Origin of the sequence: Acinetobacter sp. NEB 394 (assembly GCF_013374795.1) — a bacterium.
Classification (GTDB): Bacteria; Pseudomonadota; Gammaproteobacteria; order Pseudomonadales; family Moraxellaceae; genus Acinetobacter; species Acinetobacter johnsonii.
Genome location: NZ_CP055277.1, coordinates 3,416,607 through 3,432,885, shown reverse-complemented (window position 1 = coordinate 3,432,885; position 16,279 = coordinate 3,416,607). Strand labels below are relative to the sequence as shown.

Here is a 16,279-nt window from a genome sequence, read left to right as displayed (position 1 = left end):
GAAACTATATAAAATGATATGAACTCTTTTCTTTATATCAAAATTTATGTAAGTTTCTATATTCATTTAATAAAATACATTTGAGGGTTTTTATGAAAAAAATAGCAGTGTTATTTTTAAGTTTTATTTCAGTTTCTGCTTTTGCCGCTACGACCACTTTTAAAGTAGTGCAGAATAATCCGAATAACTATGGGGAAGAATCGATTCAAATCAAAACGGATAAAGGGCAGTTGGCCATTTATGCTGTTAATCTCAAATTATCACACACAAAAATTTTAACTTCTTTGAAAAAAGGGGAGTGTGTTTCTATTACAACACCTGATCAATTAATTAAATATGATGGCTACTACTCAGTGGACCAAATAAATTCTGTAAAAAAAGTGGCTTGTTCTAAGTAACAAATAAAGGGAGAGGCTATAAGCCTCTCCCTTTTTATTTGGCAGATACTTAGAAGTCATAACATGCTGTAGGTATTGTCCATTCAATTTGACCAATTGAATCATCGTAGGTAGCTTTTACATTACAAGAAGAGGTAACGTGTCCGCCTCTAATAACACCAACTTTAACATTATAAGTGGCTGATTTATCTTTACTATTTAGAAACTTTAAATCTTCTATTTCGGTTACTTGAAATAGGTCATCAGTTTCCGCAGCAGAATTAATTTCGTAATCTAAACTTTTAAGTTCATCAATTGAATAAATTACAGCAGCTGCATAATCTTTATATTTAGAATCTTCTTTTTCTTTTTTGTATGACGCTAATGCTTGTTTAGTAGCGTCTTCACTTTTTACTTTTTGATTCTCCATAGGTTCTGATACGGGGTGGATGGTTTCAGAAGCCGCAGACTCTTCAACAACAGTAGCTGAGGAAGCCTCAACTTGATTTGATGATTGATTACTTGGTTTAGAGCAGGCCGTTAAAGAAAATAGAGAAAAAAGAATTACTGAAGTTTTAAAAATATTTGTTCTCATGGAGTTCTCAGGTTTTATATTTTAAGTTATTGATTGTAATATTGAAAAATAAATAAACAAAGAATATTTAAGCTTAAGGGATGAAAATTAAAATTCTTTATCAATAAATCTTTTCCACTGAATTATTGTTTTTTTTAAACTGTCTTAACTTTTTTCGTTTGGGGTGCTCTGTAGAGAAAGTTTTTTCAAATGAAAGTTAGTAAAGTTTATTCACTTAGTTGAGAGGAAGTCCTTAACCATATGTTCGTTTTGGAAAAGGCACTATTTTGTTTCTCAAACTATCAATAAAGTCTGACCATTCCTGCATCATCTTAGTTCTATATTCTAAATGTTGTGCATGGTTGTAGGCTTGAGAGACGGCATTTCCGACAGTATGTGCTAACTGTATTTCAATTGCATCATGCATATAGCCTTGCTCATGTAGTGTAGTAGATGCAAGTCCACGGAAGCCATGACCAGTCATTCTTCCCGTATATCCCATGGTGCGAATCGCACTTAACAGAGCATTGTTGCTCAAAGGCTTAGCTGTACTGTAGTTATAAAAAACAAATTGCTTATTACCAGTAATAGGCTGTAATCCTTTGAGTAATTCAATAGCCTGCCTAGATAAAGGAACAATATGTGGTAACGCCATTTTCATCTTATAGGCTGGAATGCGCCATAGTTTATTTTCGAAATCAATTTCATCCCATTCCATATTGATCAGTTCAGACGTTCTGACAAAAGTTAAGGCTATGAACTGTAATGCTGTTTTAACCAAGATATTGCCGTGATAACGATCCATCCGTTCTAAGAAAGGCGGAAACTCAGAAATATCTAGGCGAGCCATATGTTTTACTTTACGTGGCTTGAGAGCTTCTTGAAGGTGGGATGTAGGGTCGTTCTCAATGAGTCCTTTACGGATCGCATAACGAAAAATACGTCCAGCTAAAGGGATGGAGCGCTTTGCCATTTCTTGTGCACCACGTGCTTCAATTTTTTTTGCACAAGCTAGGATATCCTTTCCTTTAATCTGATCAATAGGTATATTACCTAAAGCAGGGAACAGGTCTTTTTCAAATACAGACAAGTCACGTAAATATGTTCCTTCTTTAATAACAGTTTTACGATCCTCCATCCATTCCATAGCTAGAGATTTAAACAGGATATTTTCATCGGCTTGCTGTTTCTTTTGTTTCTTTGCCTCATTGGGGTTAATCCCATCTTTTAATTGGAGTCGAGCTTCGTCTCGCATTCTTCTTGCTTGGGCAAGTGTCGTATCTGGATATGTGCCAATGCTGAAAATATTTTCTTTGCCATTGAAGCGGAATTTCATACGCCAATGCATACCACCTGAAGGTGTGACCTCCAAATACATGCCTTTTTCATCAGAATATTTAGTTTTTTTCTCTGATGGTTTAATTCTTCTGACTTGAGCATCTGTAAGCATTGTAATTTTTCCGAAGAAAGTGGGGGTATAAAAATGGGGGTAATTTATTATACCCCTAGTTATACCCCCAACTATATCTGGATTACAAGAGATGTTGTTAGATAGTATTAGACATAAAAAAAGCTTAAACCCTTTAGATTTAAGCTTTTTAAGACCCCATGAGACATCATGAGAATAATGTTTGGCGGTGAAAGAGGGATTCGAACCCTCGAAACGCTATAAACGTTTACACACTTTCCAGGCGTGCTCCTTCAGCCACTCGGACACTTCACCATGGCGGAGGATAATATCGAAAAACATAGCCATCGACAAGGTGAAACAATTGAATTCGAGCAAAAGTTTTAGCTCAATGATATGATTCGCAAAAATAGTGTCGATAATTGAAGACAAGCTTATGCAAAGTACTGCAAAAAAAGCCGCCTTGCCTGCGATGACCTTGGCAGCATTAGGGGTCGTGTTTGGGGATATTGGAACCAGTCCACTCTATGCATTGAAAGAATCCTTCCACGCTGCACATGGCTTGGGCATCACCCCTGCAAACGTATTGGGTATTTTGTCCATTATCTTCTGGACCATGACCATGGTCATTACCATTAAATATTCTGCAATTGTCATGCGCGCAGATAACAATGGTGAAGGTGGGATTATGGCTTTGCTTGCACTGAACTTGCGCAATACCAATTTTAGCCATCGGAAAAAATTACTGTTAATTTCGATTGGCTTTATTGGGGCTTCACTATTTTTTGGGGATGGGATCATCACCCCAGCCATTTCAGTCTTGTCTGCCGTAGAAGGCTTATCCATCGCAACCGATGCACTTGACCCTTATATTGTGCCGATTGCAATTAGTATCGTCACTGCTGTATTTGTCATGCAAAAGTATGGGACAGCCTTTGTTGGTAAGTTCTTTGGCCCACTGACCTTATTGTGGTTCTTCTCTCTCGGTCTTCTTGGGATTTCGAGCATTATTCAAACGCCTTTGGTTTTGGGCATGCTGAGCCCACATTGGGCATTTCAGTTTATCGTGACCAACCCTTTAATGGCCTTTTTCATTATGGGTGCGGTAGTGTTGACCGTCACAGGTGGCGAAGCCCTGTACGCAGATATGGGACATTTTGGTCCTGTGCCGATTCGTTTGGCTTGGTTTATTGTGGTTTTGCCGTGTTTACTGCTTAATTATGCAGGACAAGGTGCATTGCTCTTGCGTGATCCGACTGCGATTGAAAATCCATTTTACCTGTTGGTGCCAGAGTGGGGCTTGTACCCAATGATCTTCTTGGCCACTATGGCCGCCGTTATTGCTTCACAGGCCGTAATTTCAGGCGTCTTCTCTTTAGCGCGTCAGGCCATTCAATTGGGTTATTTACCACGTTTAAATGTGAAGCATACTTCAGATTCGGAACAGGGGCAGATTTATGTACCTTTACTGAACTGGATATTGTTGGCATCGATTATTGTCTTAATTTTAATCTTCCAAACCAGCTCACAGCTTTCGCATGCCTATGGTCTGGCGGTCACCATGACCATGTTGTGCGATACCTTATTGATTGCGGTATTTATTCGTTATACATGGAAATGGAGCATGCCAAAATTGGTGTTGCTGATTATTCCATTCCTTGTTTTAGATTTGGTCTTGGTGAGCGCGACCTCACTTAAAGTATTATCGGGCGGTTGGGTTCCATTGCTGATTGGCGGTATTGCATTCATGTTATTAATGACATGGAAACAAGGTCGCGAGTTAACTTTTGCCAAGCTTCAGCAAGATACGCTGCCACTCGATTTATTTGTACAAAGTATTGGTGATCAAGCCAATTGGGTTGAAGGCGAGGCCGTCTTTTTAACTGGAACACCAACCGTTGTGCCACATGCGATGTTGCACAATATGAAGCACAATAAAGTACTGCATCAAAAGAACATTATTCTCACCGTTAAAATTCAAGATGTTCCTTATGTGGAAGAGTCCAATCGCTTCCATGTCGAAACCATGAATCAGCATTTCTATCGTCTTGAATTGTACTATGGCTTTAAAGATGAAATGAACATTCCACAAGCACTTGAAGCGGTGTATCAAGCGATTGAGCTGGAATATAACTTAATGCAGATCAGTTTCTTTGTGTCGCGTGAACGAATTATCAGTACCGTGGGTGATGGTATGGCACCGTGGCGTGAAAAGCTCTTTATCTCGATGCAAAGGAATACCAGTCCTGTGAGTGACTTCTATCAGATTCCACCAAACCGTGTGGTTGAGCTCGGTAGTCAGATCGAGATTTAAAACCTCAATAAAAAAACCAGCATATATGCTGGTTTTTTTGGAGGATAAATCAGCTGAAGTCTTAGTTCATTGGGTCATTTACAGGTGCTTCAGGCATCGCTTGGACAGGCTGTTCTGCTGAAGCGTCAGGAAGTGCCTGTGCTGGGGCATCTGATGATGGTAGTGAATCAGGCTCAACCGCATTGACGGGTGCCTCTGCTGATGAATCTAATTGAGGTGCAGCAGCTGGGGCAGCATTCATGTCTGCATTTCCCGTGGGTGCGACAGCATCATTTAACGCCGCTTCAGCTTGTTGTGCTGAGAGTTCTGCATTTGGTGCCAGCGGATGTTGCTCTGTTGGAGTCGCAGCGACTTGTTGTTGTACTGTGGTGTCAGGTGCGGCCTGTTGAACAGGGGCTTCACTCTGTGGTGATGTTGGCATCACTGCTTGGTCATTGGGTGCACCTTGGCCTGCTGGGCTGATAGGTGCTGCATTTGGATCAAGCAATTTAATTTGCCCTGAGCTTACGAGTTCTTGAATAGAACCCAGTTGACCATTAACTGTAGTCGTGACTTTGGCTTGAGAGAGACTTTCTAAGGTGTCACCCGGTTGGATAGGTGGCTCGGCAAAGGCTGAAGCACTTATCACTGTGCCGATTAAACCAAGAGAAGCTAAAATCTTAGAATGCATAAGAACTCCGTAAATTGCATGTATTATTTCGTTCGATTCATTTTTACCTTGGCATATTTTTTGAAGCGACAGCAATCAAAGATACGCAATCGCATCACGTTGCCGTAGGAAAACTCTACAAAAAAGACATTTTGTTACATGCAAAATCATCTAAATATGGCGTTTTGTTTAATTGTTATGCGAATAGAACTCGAGCGATATACTTCGTATACGCTGATTGTTAAGCTCGTGAAAAACCGATGTTTATTGTAGTTGTGATGGCGAAGAAGAAAAGTAGTTCAGGTAAGTCAGTGTTTAAAATGTTTAATCAAAATGGCCTGAAAGTGATTTTAGGATTGGTGGCAACGGGAAGTTTTGCGATTGCCTTTGGTCAAGAAAAAATTCAGCAATACGTGTCTTTAAGCCCAAGCTCAAATTCAGCCTGTTTAGAACAATTTTATCGGGAAATTCCGCCTTATTTACTCAAAGAAAGTTTAAGTAAACACAGCTATGCACTGTGCTTTAACGGTTTTAATGTGATGTATTCGGGCGTTTCGAAAACTCCCCTCTGGGTTGCAGAGGCTCTGACGCCACAGCGCCTGAGCCAAAAAATTCCACGTGAAGATAGTTTTCACGAAGAAAATAATGTTGCAACTGAACATCGAGCGACATTGTCGGACTACCGTGGTTCAGGCTATGACCGTGGACATATGGCACCGAATGCTGATATGCCCAATAAAGCCGCACAATTCGACAGTTTTTCTTTGGCCAATATGGTGCCACAGGCCCCTAAAAATAATCAGCAAGTGTGGCGTGAATTGGAAGAAGCCACACGGGCGCTTGTGACCAAGCAAAAGCTGGATGTTTTTGTGGTAACTGGGCCTGTATTTCAGGGCAAAAAGCTCAAGACCATTGGTCAGGGAGTGATTGTTCCGAGTGCGGTTTACAAAGCGGTCTATATGCCAAAAACGGGTGCAATCGGCGCTTATTACGCACCGAATGATAATTCACAGCAGGTAAGAATTGTCAGTGTCTGCTATTTGGAAGAGCAGCTGGGTATGAATTTATTTCCGCAACTGACAGAAGAGCAAAAACGTAATACCTATAAACTACCGTTGACAGCAACGGCGGTAAAAGCCAATAGTGCAATTCAATACTCACATTGGGATGCGGAAAGTCAGTGTGCTGAAGAGGTTTCATCCGAGCAGCTCAAAGCCTTACAAAAAAACTTTAAATCGGGCTCTACTCAGTCGAGTAGTGGCAGCACAGTAACTAAGGGCACGAGTATTGATGCGGCGGATCAAGATGCGATTGTGAAACAATTGGTCGAGGCTTTATTGCAATATATTTTGCAGCTGTTACGTTAAAGTTCTAGGCAGTTGGATGTATAGCATTCGACTGCAGTACCCAATGCCTGAAGAATAAAGAAGAGTAAAAATAAAATGTTTAAACCTTTTGTACAAGGTAACGAGTCCCATGCCATTCATGATTTGACCCTTGAAAATGACACGGACTGCGTCAGTATTTATGGCAATTTACAACTCACCAAAGACCAAGCTGGCCTAGCTGCGGCCAAAGCATTGCAGGCGTATCTGAATGCTATTGTGCAACAGCTTGAAAGTGAAGCTCAGCTTCCTGAGAAAATTGAACATCCGCAGTCGGGTGAAATTGACAATCCTTTTTTATAATATAGGCCTATCTATGTTCCATGTGGAACAATAGGAAAAGCCCACAGATTGTGGGCTTTGTTATTAATGGGGAGAGAAAAAATTAATCCTCGCCAGAGATATGTCCAAGTGCAAAGGCACCCGTTAAAACGGTTAAACCAAAGGCAAGTGCAACGCCAAGAAAGCCGATGCGCAACTCGGGAAAAGTTGCTGCAAAAATGGCACTGCCACAGCCTCCGAAGACCAACCAAAACGTTCCGATGAATTCAGCAAGATATTTATTCATAATGCGCTTTTTGTAGTTATTGATGTTTTATTCGCATAGAACTTTATATCTAACGAGAAAATACTCGTTTTTCAATCAATTTAACAAAAAAAGCATGACATCCTGATGACGTGGATTAAACAGATCAGATTTTAGTGAAAATGCTGAATACGCCACTGCTGAGGTGTGACTTGTGTCCAGTGTTTAAAGGCACGTTGAAAAGCACTTTGTTCAGAGTAACTCAGCAACAGTGCAATTTCCTGTAAGCTGAGGTGTGGATCTTTTAAGTATTGCTCCGCCAAAATACGTCGAACTTCTTGCATCCGCTGTTGGTAGGTCGTGCCTTGTTGTTGTAAGTAACGTTGCAGCTGTCGGACTGAAAAATTTAGTTGCCCAGCAATATGTTCAATTTGATATTGGTTTTTTTGTAGCCCTGTTAAAATCGCATGCTGTAAGCGCTGGTCGATGTGGGTGGAGTTGGGAAGTTTTTCCAGTAAGGCTTCAGCTTGCTGTAAGAGCAATTTTTGCAGGGTTTGATCACCTTGCTGAAAGGGTATGGATAATTCGCTGAGAGGAATCATCATCATCGGGCGGTTTTGGTAAAAGCGGACTTTACAATTAAAGTACTGCTCATACAGTGCCGTATTTTTCGGTGCAGGATGAGTAAAATGAACCTCGCTGAGCTGGATGTCGTCATGGGCGACAAAGTGTTTCATAAACTGAATGATCAGCGCCATTGCCACTTCATTGCTGAGTTGTGTGGTCAGTTCAATCGGCATCTCCACCCAACCAAAGCACAGATTTTCACCTTCAACTGCAACATATAGTGAGCTGCCATCATAAATGAGGCGGTGAAAGTCATGATAACGGGTGAGCGCCTCGCCTAAATTTTCGCAGGACAGCGCAATATAGCCCAAAATGCCTAAATGCTTGGGCTGTACATACCTTGCAATCTCGAGTCCGAGCGCAGGGATGTGCAGATGGCTGTCAAGATCATTCAGTAACTCTAACCACAGGGCATAATCAAAACGTTCTAAGTTCTGTGCTTTTCCAAGCTGTTCAGAAATTGGGTAGCCCACGGCTTGGCAATAGGCATAGAGTAAATGTCCCAGTCCACCGTAGACAGAACCTGTGTAATCTTTGAAATGTTGCATTTATTGGCTCTATTGTTCTTGTCGTGATTTGTCAATGAATTTGAATACTAGGGTCAATATTTAGCATAGTTTCCATACTATATTCAATCTGAATATAGGAGGAATTTGCCATGTGGAAGGGTTTTGTCGCAGGACTGGTGGTTGCCAATGCGTTTGAGTGGGTTGCACATAAATATATCTTGCATGGAACACACCGTGCTGGAAAGTCACGCTATAGCCCCGTGCCTGACAGTATGAAATCGCATTGGGAGCATCACCGAGAAGTGCGGAAAACCACATTTCATGATCATGGTTATGTTGAAGGTTGGAGCAACTGGCGTACCAAAAATGAAATCGTGTCACTTGCTGTCGTGGCGGGTGTTTTTGGGACATTATTTTATCCTGTCTCCAAAGGCATGACGTTGTCTGTGTTGTACAGTGCAGGAAATTATTACTACATCCACCGCCGTGCGCACTTAGAGCCAGACTGGGCAATGCGTAAGATCCCTTGGCATTATGACCATCATATGAACTCCAATCAGGATGCCAACTGGTGTGTGACCAAGCCATGGTTTGATTATATTTTAGGAACGCGGGTCATTTCCTCGCTAGATCTGCAAGAGCAAAATCCGTTGGGTATTGCTTTACCCCAAGTGGTGTCGAATAAGCTCACCCAGTGGGTCAATCAGGTCTTCCCTGCAAAATGGGTTAAGGCACCTGAAGTGATTACGCTGAACTCAGCGCAGACGACGGAAACGGTTGCAGGATAATTGAAAGGGATCTTTTTGTCGTGATTTGTCAATAATATTGGTATATATTGTCAATATTTCGTCATTTGAACATTCTATAGTAAAGCTGTTGATGAGGTGAAATCATCTCATGAGCACTAGTACGTCATTTTTCATTTTCCAGTTTAACAAGTCAATGTTGTAGTTATTCTAGGTTTATAGGGAGTCGCAAGACTCCCTTTTTTTATCTCAAAAATTGAGAACATAAGTTCGGTCAAGATCCAGCGAGCATTCTAAGCTTTAACATCTACTGCATAATAGAGGCACTGGCTGTGCCTGAGTACAGCATAATTGAGTCTTTTAATTCGCCTGCTTTTTAAAGTCGGTTAAAATATAGCGATCCATTTCATCTTTATATTTTGGGGAAAACTGAAAGCAGATCGGATCATTCACTTTTAAATTTTTAAGATCAGGAAAGCGCTCTCGAGCTTTTAGACTGTTGGTAAATAAGAAACCTTGTCGGTCATTTTGAAAGTAAAATACCTTTTCAGTTACGGTATCGTTTCTATTTTGGTGTTTGACCTCTACCCATTGGCGGAAAATCCCGCAATAACGAATTTGTTCAGAGGCGCTAAAGGCTTTTTTATAATATTGTTTAAGTTGATGTTCTGAAAACATTACGTAGCTAAACATGCATAGGCCTAAAAAGGGGAAAATGGCGAACATAGCAAAAGGATTCTTCATGTATTTTTTGAGTAAATTGAGCAACAAAAATAAGAAAATTATGCCGAAGATGAGAAAAATATATTGTAGGTTATGCACTGTTTGCTCTCTAATTGTTGTTCTAAATAGTTATAAAAAACTGAAGTCATAAAAATAGAGCATCTTTCGATACTCTTTTAATCATTTCAGAACGATGTTGTCAATTATAAACGCATTTCAATGCCTTGTTCCGCAAGGTATTTCTTCGCTTCAGGAATGGTGTGTTGTCCAAAGTGGAAAATCGAAGCAGCCAGTACAGCGTCTGCACCACCTTTTAAAATACCATCGGCCAAGTGTTGTAAGTTACCGACACCGCCCGAAGCAATGGTTGGAATGCTGACACGGTCATTGATTTGACGCATCAACTGGAGGTCATAACCTGCTTTGGTACCATCGGCATCCATCGAGGTAATGAGCAGTTCACCTGCACCAAACTCGGCCATTTTCACGGACCATTCAATTGCATCAATACCCGTTGGTTTACGGCCACCATGGGTAAAAATTTCCCATTTGTTCTCGCCCGTTTTTTTCGCATCAATGGCAACCACAATACACTGTGCGCCAAAGCGTTGCGATGCTTCTTGTACAAATTCTGGGTTAAACACCGCTGCTGAGTTAATGCTGACTTTGTCCGCGCCAGCATTAAGTAAGAGGCGAATGTCTTCAACTTTGCGAACGCCACCACCGACCGTTAAGGGAACAAAAACCGTTTCAGCCATACGTTCAACCGTACGATAAGTCGTGTCGCGACCATTCGAAGTTGCGGTAATGTCTAAGAAGGTAATTTCATCAGCACCTTGTTCGTTATATCGACGTGCTACTTCTACTGGGTCACCTGCATCACGAATATCAAGGAATTGAACACCTTTCACTACACGACCGTTGTCTACGTCGAGGCAAGGAATAATACGTTTAGCTAGCATAATTTTTTCCAAAAATAACAGCCGATTATGAAACTTCGCGACTTAGATGCTACACCTTAATAGTCGGAGCGGGTATTCTATCAAACTTATGTAAGTTTTTTTGCAGGTTTTATATGTCGGTTTATACCACTTTGACTTTACAGGAAGTTCAGGCGTTTGCAGCACCTTATGGACTTGAGGTAATCGATCTGATCCCAATTCAAGGCGGTATTCAAAATACGAACTATTTTATTGTGTGTGAAAATGCTGTGCAGTATGTATTGACTGTATTTGAAGAAATGGATGAACAGGGCGCAGGCGAGTTGGTTCCTGTGCTTGAGCATTTAGGTCAGGCTGGTTTAGTGGTTCCTGTACCTTTAAGTCACTCAGGCAAAGCCATTCATAGTTTAAAAGAGAAGCCTGCCCAAATTGCCCCACGGATGATGGGCAAACACCCCATGCCTGCGACCCTTGAGCAAGCCGAGGCGATTGCGGTTGCACAAGCGCAAATGCACGTGGCACTGCAAGACTTTCCACTGGAGCGTGCAGAATACCGTGACCATGACTACTGGCTCGCTGTAGCGTTACAGATGAAACCAACTTTAAGTGAGGCGGATCAGGCACTACTCAATAAGTTGTTGGGTTTATATGATGCATTATCGGCGGTTTATCCGAATCGTCCAAAGGGCTTTATCCACTCGGATTTATTTCGTGACAACACTTTGTTTGAGGGCAATCAGCTCAAAGGCATTTTAGACTTTTATGAACTGAATAAAGATGAGTTCTTGTTTGATATTGCGATTACCCTGAATGATTTCTGTACCGAATATCCAAGTGTGCATTTAAATGAAGACAAAGCCATTGCATTCTTAAACGCCTATGAAAGCATTCGTCCTTTGACGACTGATGAAAAATCTTGCCTAGAGTTGTATTTGGCGATGGCTGCTGCGCGTTTTTGGATGATGCGTTTACAAGTGGCACAAAAAAATGCTGAACAAGGCCGTACGGGGGATGACATTTTGCAGAAAAATCCTGCCGAAATGCGTAATATGGTGATTGACCGCCTAAAATTTGTAACTGCTTAAATAGGAAAGAAAAATGCGTGACCAAGGACGACTCGTTGAATGGTTCGATGAAAAAGGCTATGGCTTTATTCAGCCCAACGATGACAGCAAAGATCGCGTGTTTTTACATATCAAGGACTTTGCACGGCAAGGTCCTCGTCCTATTTTAGGCTGTGCGTTGGAATACAACGTGCTTGTGGATGCACAAGGGCGTTATCGTGCACAGCAAGTCAGTTATTTAAAAGCATCACAAACCCAAAAGAGTCGTACCCAAAAAGTCTCCCCGAAAAAGACCGAACAGGGTCAACGTTGGAGTCCAATGCAAATTGCGTCGGTGGCATACATCGTGTTTTTGGCGCTATTGGTACTCCTGGGGCGTTTGAGTGGATTGGTGCTGCTGTTGATTAGTGTGATGAATGCGGCCAGTTATTGGTTCTATGCACAAGACAAAGAGGCTGCACAAAATGGGCAGCGCCGTGTACCTGAAAATACATTACATCTCCTTTCATTTTTAGGAGGATGGCCTGCAGCATGGTTAGCGCAGCAAAAGCTACGACATAAAACACAAAAACAACCGTTTAGAAAGATTTACTTTTGTACAATTCTATTCAATATTCTTTTAATTTTATGGCTTATTTCTCCTTTCAATAGTTTGCCTATTTAAAGTTCAAGCCCACTTCATGAGGGACAATATGAATTATTCAGTCGATCAAGATCCGAATCGTAGTCTGACTTTTATTCTTTATATTTTGTATATCGTTGCGATTTTTTCCGCAGGGATTTTAGCCATCATTGCTTTAGTGATTAATTATGTGAAGCGTGGCTCTGTGCGAGGTTCCATTTTTGAGAGCCATTTTACTTGGCAGATTCGCACCTTTTGGTGGTATTTGATTTGGAACGTGATTGCCTTTGTGCCATTTATTTTCTTATTCTTTACGGGTGAAAATGCCACCGCTTTCGCAGGTGTCGCACTCGGTGCTTCAACCTTCTGCGTGTCTGTGATTGGGTTGTCGTGGGTGTGGATTGTGTATCGTGCCATTAAAGGCATTATTCGTTTAAACGACAATCAACCGATGTATCAATAAAAATAGGTTAACCCGAATTCAACATCAAAACATTCCTTTTGGTCGTGCACTGGCGCCGTTGGTCATTCCAATAGCCAAAAGCATGTATGGAATCGGAGCAATGATTAATCCAGGCAAGATGGTGTCATTCTAACCGCCTGACGATACTGCTGAATCCGTGGCCATTGATCACTCGATTCAGCCGTTTTTGCGTTTCGGAGATAGGCTAAAGCTGTTCGACGTTCTTTTTCGATTTCAACAGTTTCGGTTTCCATTCACTGATCATAATGCCAAACACCACCAAAAGCCCACCCAACAAAGCCAGTGGTGCTAAGCGTTCTCCTGCAAGGCGTCCAAATAGTGCTGCCCATACAGGCTCTCCTGCATAAATAATTGCCGCTTGAGATGGATTGACTGAGCGCTGTGCCCAATTCATTACATATTGAATCACGGCACTGGCAAGACCCAAGCCGAGTGCGATACTCAGTAAAGGCCATGAAAAGTCTGGAATGTGGTGTTCACCTGCCAATGGCATGGCTGCAAAGGCGAGCACAGAGGCAACTGCCAGTTGAATCACTGTCACTCGACCAATATCGACTGTTGGAGCAAAATAACCAATCAGGATAATTTCAATCGCTATAGCGATTGCACCGAGTAGGGTTAAGGTCTGGCCAAAATTCAGTGAAATTGAATTCAGACTATTGCCTGTGAGTAAGACTAAGCCAATAAACGCACAGAGCGCACCGATCCAAATCATAAAATGGGGCACTTTACGAAAGATCAGCCACAACAATACAGGCACCAAAGGCACATACAGTGCGGTTAAAAAGGCAGATTCACTGCTACTGACTGTTTGTAGTCCGACCGTTTGTGTGCCATAGCCAATAGTGACCATACAGCCAATGAGTGCACCTGCCCACAAGTCCTGTCGGGTAATGTGCTTTAAATGCTGATAGGAAAATAAGCCAATAATTGTCGCGGCGCAGGCGAAACGACAACCCACAAAGAACATAGGGGAGCTGAAATTTAAGGCATATTTCACGGCCAAGAAGGTACCGCCCCAAATAAAGGTAATTAGAATCAGTGCAATGACAGGCGCTTTAGAACCGAGCTGAGTATTCAACATAAAAGAACTGGTGTGCAATATATTGCACATAGCTTGTCATGCTTTGTTTTTGTGTGCAATATATTGCTCAATATTTTTTTGATTGAACTTTATGAAGTCTCCTGCGGTACTACAACACGTCAGTCAAAATGTGCGTCATTATCGAGGCTTAAAAGGCCTGAGCCAGCAACAACTGGCGGATTTGGCTGGTTTAAGCCGTCGTATGGTGGCTGGAGTTGAATCAGGGCAGGACAATATTAGTTTGGCGAAACTCAGCTTGATTGCCGATGTGCTTGAGGTCGATTTTGTACAGATTATTGCTGCGCCTGAACAGCAAGGGCAAGCGGTGGTCAATATTTTGGCTTGGCAGGGTACACAAGCACACAGTGAAGCAAAATTAATGGCCTCGGCGGCAGCAACACAAAAAGTTGAACTGTGGACATGGGTACTTGCCCCAAATGAGCACTATAGTGCAGAACCCGACCCAGTCGGTTGGCGTGAGATGCTCTATGTGATGGAGGGGGAGTTAACTTTGGATTTGGCGGGTGACATGAAAGTCTTAGGTGTAGGTGAGTCGATTGTGTTTTCGAGTGCCATCGAATACCAATATATCAACCGTGGAACTGTACCGTTAAAGTTTATTCGTAATGCAATTTATTAAGCAGCAGATCTTAAAAACTGATGTTTAGCGCATAAAAAAGAGGTCAATAGACCTCTTTTTTAAATTCTACAATTAGAGCGATTGTTCATCTAACAGCAATTGTGCTTCACGTAGGTTTAAACTGCCTTCGTAAATCGCACGACCAGTAATTGCGCCCAAAATACCAGGTTGGCCTTTGAGGTTACGCACGTCATCAAGGTTGGTCACACCACCTGATGCAATTACAGGTAAGCCAGAGTATTGTGCCAGTTGAACAGTTTGCTCAACGTTCACACCCTGCATCATCCCGTCACGTGCAATGTCAGTATAGACAATGCTCGATACGCCCGCATCGGCAAAACGTTTGGCCAAATCGGTTGCTTTCACATCGGTCACATTGGCCCAGCCATCGGTGGCCACCATGCCATTCATGGCATCAATGCCGACAATGATATGACCTGCAAATTTCTTACATGCTTCTTCAACAAACTCAGGATCTTGAACTGCTTTGGTGCCAATAATGACAAAAGACACACCCGCTTCTAAGTAGTGTTCAATGGTTTCTAGTGAGCGAATACCGCCGCCAATTTGAATTGGCAGTTCAGGTTGTGCGCGAGCAATGGCTTCAACCACAGGTTTATGAATTGGCGTACCAGCGAAAGCACCATTTAAATCGACCAAATGTAAGCGACGCGCGCCTTCATTTACCCAGTGCTGTGCAGTTGCAACAGGATCATCAGAAAAAACCGTATCGTCTTCCATACGACCTTGTTTTAAACGAACACATTTGCCATCTTTCAGGTCAATTGCAGGGATGATCAGCATGCTTTCGCTCCTAGCCAAATCTTAAATAAAATCAATGTCCGTCATCTTAGCAAAGTATTGGCAATTTTCTAAGCATCTGTTACAGCTTTTCATGACGACAAGGTTTTGTTGTTTTTTCTAATTCTTTGGAAATATCTTTTGGGAGTTGCTCTAAACGCCGCAATTCTTCAAAAACCAACAGCGCGGCATAGGCATCGGCAGCGGCATAGTCAACTTGTTCAGGCGTGAGTATTTTCCTCGCCCAATTTGAAGTGCTGACTTTTTTGCTTTTGGGGAAGTTGAGTTGAAACAGCAGGGCGATGGCATTTTTAATGCCGACAGGGTTGGTCAAACCAAAGCTGGCAAAGCATTTTGACAGCTCAACCACACCCTTGAGTTCAAACCCCTTTTTGCGGAATAGATGGGCATCATTTTTTAAACCAAAGCCCACTTTGAGCTGGTCTGGATTCGCCAAAAATGGTGCAAGGAAGCTCCAAATGGGAGGACTCATTTGAAACAAATAAGCCTGCTCGACGCTGGCCAGTTGAATGAGATGCGGACCCGTGGAGACTTCTCCCACTTGAAAGGTCGGTTTGGACTCGCTGTCAAAACCGAAGATGGAAACCTGTTCTAGTTCAGCGCGGATTGCTTCACACTGTTCTAAGTTTTGAATGACATGAATTGCTTGTTTTGGCAAATTTTGAAAACGAGGAAATTTTTGAATTTCGACTTTGCTGGGAAGGATGTGTTGAAAAGAAGAATCCATCATGCTTTGACTATGCCACTGTTGCTTAAGCCTAAAGCTTTTGCGTTGATTTAGCAA

Annotated in this window: 18 protein-coding genes, 1 tRNA gene and 2 pseudogenes; 10 read left to right on the top strand and 11 right to left on the bottom strand. The window is 42.0% G+C overall.

What is annotated here, in order from left to right; genetic code table 11:
* Positions 1 to 92 precede the first annotated feature (92 nt).
* Entirely contained in the window at positions 93 to 398 is a 306-nt protein-coding gene (locus tag HUK62_RS16760) for a hypothetical protein (protein ID WP_176538391.1), read from the top strand.
* 49 nt (positions 399 to 447) lie between these two features.
* On the opposite strand, the gene HUK62_RS16755 is transcribed toward HUK62_RS16760, so the two are convergent.
* The 3 genes from HUK62_RS16755 to HUK62_RS16745 form a co-directional block, all read right to left on the bottom strand.
* The gene (locus HUK62_RS16755; RefSeq protein ID WP_176538390.1) at positions 448 to 972 is read right to left on the bottom strand and encodes a hypothetical protein; all 525 of its coding nucleotides are present in this window, start codon (positions 970 to 972) and stop codon (positions 448 to 450) included.
* Positions 973 to 1,204: 232 nt separating this feature from the next.
* Positions 1,205 to 2,401: an integrase arm-type DNA-binding domain-containing protein gene (locus tag HUK62_RS16750; protein WP_176538389.1), complete on the bottom strand. Its 1,197-nt coding sequence runs from the start codon at positions 2,399 to 2,401 to the stop codon at positions 1,205 to 1,207.
* A 182-nt stretch (positions 2,402 to 2,583) separates the two neighbouring features.
* A tRNA-Ser gene (locus HUK62_RS16745) sits at positions 2,584 to 2,674 on the bottom strand.
* A gap of 121 nt (positions 2,675 to 2,795) precedes the next feature.
* Here HUK62_RS16745 and HUK62_RS16740 point away from each other — a divergent pair.
* The gene (locus HUK62_RS16740; protein ID WP_176538388.1) at positions 2,796 to 4,673 is read left to right on the top strand and encodes a potassium transporter Kup; all 1,878 of its coding nucleotides are present in this window, start codon (positions 2,796 to 2,798) and stop codon (positions 4,671 to 4,673) included.
* Between the two features lie 61 nt (positions 4,674 to 4,734).
* Here the strand turns inward: HUK62_RS16740 and HUK62_RS16735 are convergent, their stop codons facing one another.
* Entirely contained in the window at positions 4,735 to 5,343 is a 609-nt protein-coding gene (locus tag HUK62_RS16735) for a hypothetical protein (protein ID WP_176538387.1), read from the bottom strand.
* A 257-nt stretch (positions 5,344 to 5,600) separates the two neighbouring features.
* Here HUK62_RS16735 and HUK62_RS16730 point away from each other — a divergent pair, with 257 nt between their 5' ends.
* Both HUK62_RS16730 and HUK62_RS16725 read left to right on the top strand, forming a co-directional pair.
* Entirely contained in the window at positions 5,601 to 6,689 is a 1,089-nt protein-coding gene (locus tag HUK62_RS16730) for a DNA/RNA non-specific endonuclease (protein WP_176538519.1), read from the top strand.
* A gap of 75 nt (positions 6,690 to 6,764) precedes the next feature.
* A complete protein-coding gene (locus HUK62_RS16725; RefSeq protein ID WP_005006328.1) occupies positions 6,765 to 7,010 on the top strand; it encodes a hypothetical protein in 246 nt (81 codons plus the stop codon).
* 91 nt (positions 7,011 to 7,101) lie between these two features.
* Here HUK62_RS16725 and HUK62_RS16720 read toward each other — a convergent pair.
* Together HUK62_RS16720 and HUK62_RS16715 are read right to left on the bottom strand one after the other, a co-directional pair.
* A pseudogene (locus HUK62_RS16720) lies at positions 7,102 to 7,275 on the bottom strand (aquaporin); the annotation flags it as partial.
* A 131-nt stretch (positions 7,276 to 7,406) separates the two neighbouring features.
* Positions 7,407 to 8,408, bottom strand: coding sequence for an AraC family transcriptional regulator (locus HUK62_RS16715; RefSeq protein ID WP_176538385.1), 1,002 nt, complete (start codon positions 8,406 to 8,408; stop codon positions 7,407 to 7,409).
* A 110-nt stretch (positions 8,409 to 8,518) separates the two neighbouring features.
* On the opposite strand from HUK62_RS16715, the gene HUK62_RS16710 reads away from it, so the two are divergent.
* Positions 8,519 to 9,157, top strand: coding sequence for a hypothetical protein (locus tag HUK62_RS16710; protein ID WP_176538384.1), 639 nt, complete (start codon positions 8,519 to 8,521; stop codon positions 9,155 to 9,157).
* Between the two features lie 318 nt (positions 9,158 to 9,475).
* Here HUK62_RS16710 and HUK62_RS16705 read toward each other — a convergent pair whose 3' ends face one another.
* Positions 9,476 to 9,808, bottom strand: coding sequence for a hypothetical protein (locus HUK62_RS16705; RefSeq protein WP_228723717.1), 333 nt, complete (start codon positions 9,806 to 9,808; stop codon positions 9,476 to 9,478).
* Positions 9,809 to 10,041: 233 nt separating this feature from the next.
* On the bottom strand, positions 10,042 to 10,803 hold the full coding sequence (hisF, locus tag HUK62_RS16700) for an imidazole glycerol phosphate synthase subunit HisF (protein WP_342755710.1): 762 nt from the start codon (positions 10,801 to 10,803) through the stop codon (positions 10,042 to 10,044).
* Positions 10,804 to 10,913: 110 nt separating this feature from the next.
* Between hisF and HUK62_RS16695 the strand changes: the two genes are divergently transcribed.
* The 4 genes and pseudogenes from HUK62_RS16695 to HUK62_RS19145 form a co-directional block, all read left to right on the top strand.
* On the top strand, positions 10,914 to 11,864 hold the full coding sequence (locus tag HUK62_RS16695; protein ID WP_176538381.1) for a homoserine kinase: 951 nt from the start codon (positions 10,914 to 10,916) through the stop codon (positions 11,862 to 11,864).
* 13 nt (positions 11,865 to 11,877) lie between these two features.
* On the top strand, positions 11,878 to 12,507 hold the full coding sequence (locus HUK62_RS16690; protein WP_005401391.1) for a DUF1294 domain-containing protein: 630 nt from the start codon (positions 11,878 to 11,880) through the stop codon (positions 12,505 to 12,507).
* A gap of 28 nt (positions 12,508 to 12,535) precedes the next feature.
* The gene (locus HUK62_RS16685; RefSeq protein WP_004691561.1) at positions 12,536 to 12,928 is read left to right on the top strand and encodes a hypothetical protein; all 393 of its coding nucleotides are present in this window, start codon (positions 12,536 to 12,538) and stop codon (positions 12,926 to 12,928) included.
* A gap of 7 nt (positions 12,929 to 12,935) precedes the next feature.
* A pseudogene (locus HUK62_RS19145) lies at positions 12,936 to 13,061 on the top strand (hypothetical protein); the annotation flags it as partial.
* 72 nt (positions 13,062 to 13,133) lie between these two features.
* Here HUK62_RS19145 and HUK62_RS16680 read toward each other — a convergent pair.
* Positions 13,134 to 14,033, bottom strand: a complete 900-nt coding sequence (locus HUK62_RS16680; protein ID WP_176538380.1) for a DMT family transporter — start codon at positions 14,031 to 14,033, stop codon at positions 13,134 to 13,136.
* Between the two features lie 91 nt (positions 14,034 to 14,124).
* On the opposite strand from HUK62_RS16680, the gene HUK62_RS16675 reads away from it, so the two are divergent.
* Positions 14,125 to 14,673 carry an XRE family transcriptional regulator gene (locus tag HUK62_RS16675; protein ID WP_176538379.1) on the top strand — a complete coding sequence of 183 codons (549 nt, stop codon included), beginning with the start codon at positions 14,125 to 14,127 and terminating at the stop codon, positions 14,671 to 14,673.
* Positions 14,674 to 14,745: 72 nt separating this feature from the next.
* On the opposite strand, the gene hisA is transcribed toward HUK62_RS16675, so the two are convergent.
* Together hisA and HUK62_RS16665 are read right to left on the bottom strand one after the other, a co-directional pair.
* On the bottom strand, positions 14,746 to 15,477 hold the full coding sequence (gene hisA, locus HUK62_RS16670; RefSeq protein ID WP_004691558.1) for a 1-(5-phosphoribosyl)-5-[(5-phosphoribosylamino)methylideneamino]imidazole-4-carboxamide isomerase: 732 nt from the start codon (positions 15,475 to 15,477) through the stop codon (positions 14,746 to 14,748).
* Between the two features lie 79 nt (positions 15,478 to 15,556).
* On the bottom strand, positions 15,557 to 16,225 hold the full coding sequence (locus HUK62_RS16665) for a 3'-5' exonuclease (RefSeq protein ID WP_078389529.1): 669 nt from the start codon (positions 16,223 to 16,225) through the stop codon (positions 15,557 to 15,559).
* Positions 16,226 to 16,279: the final 54 nt, after the last annotated feature.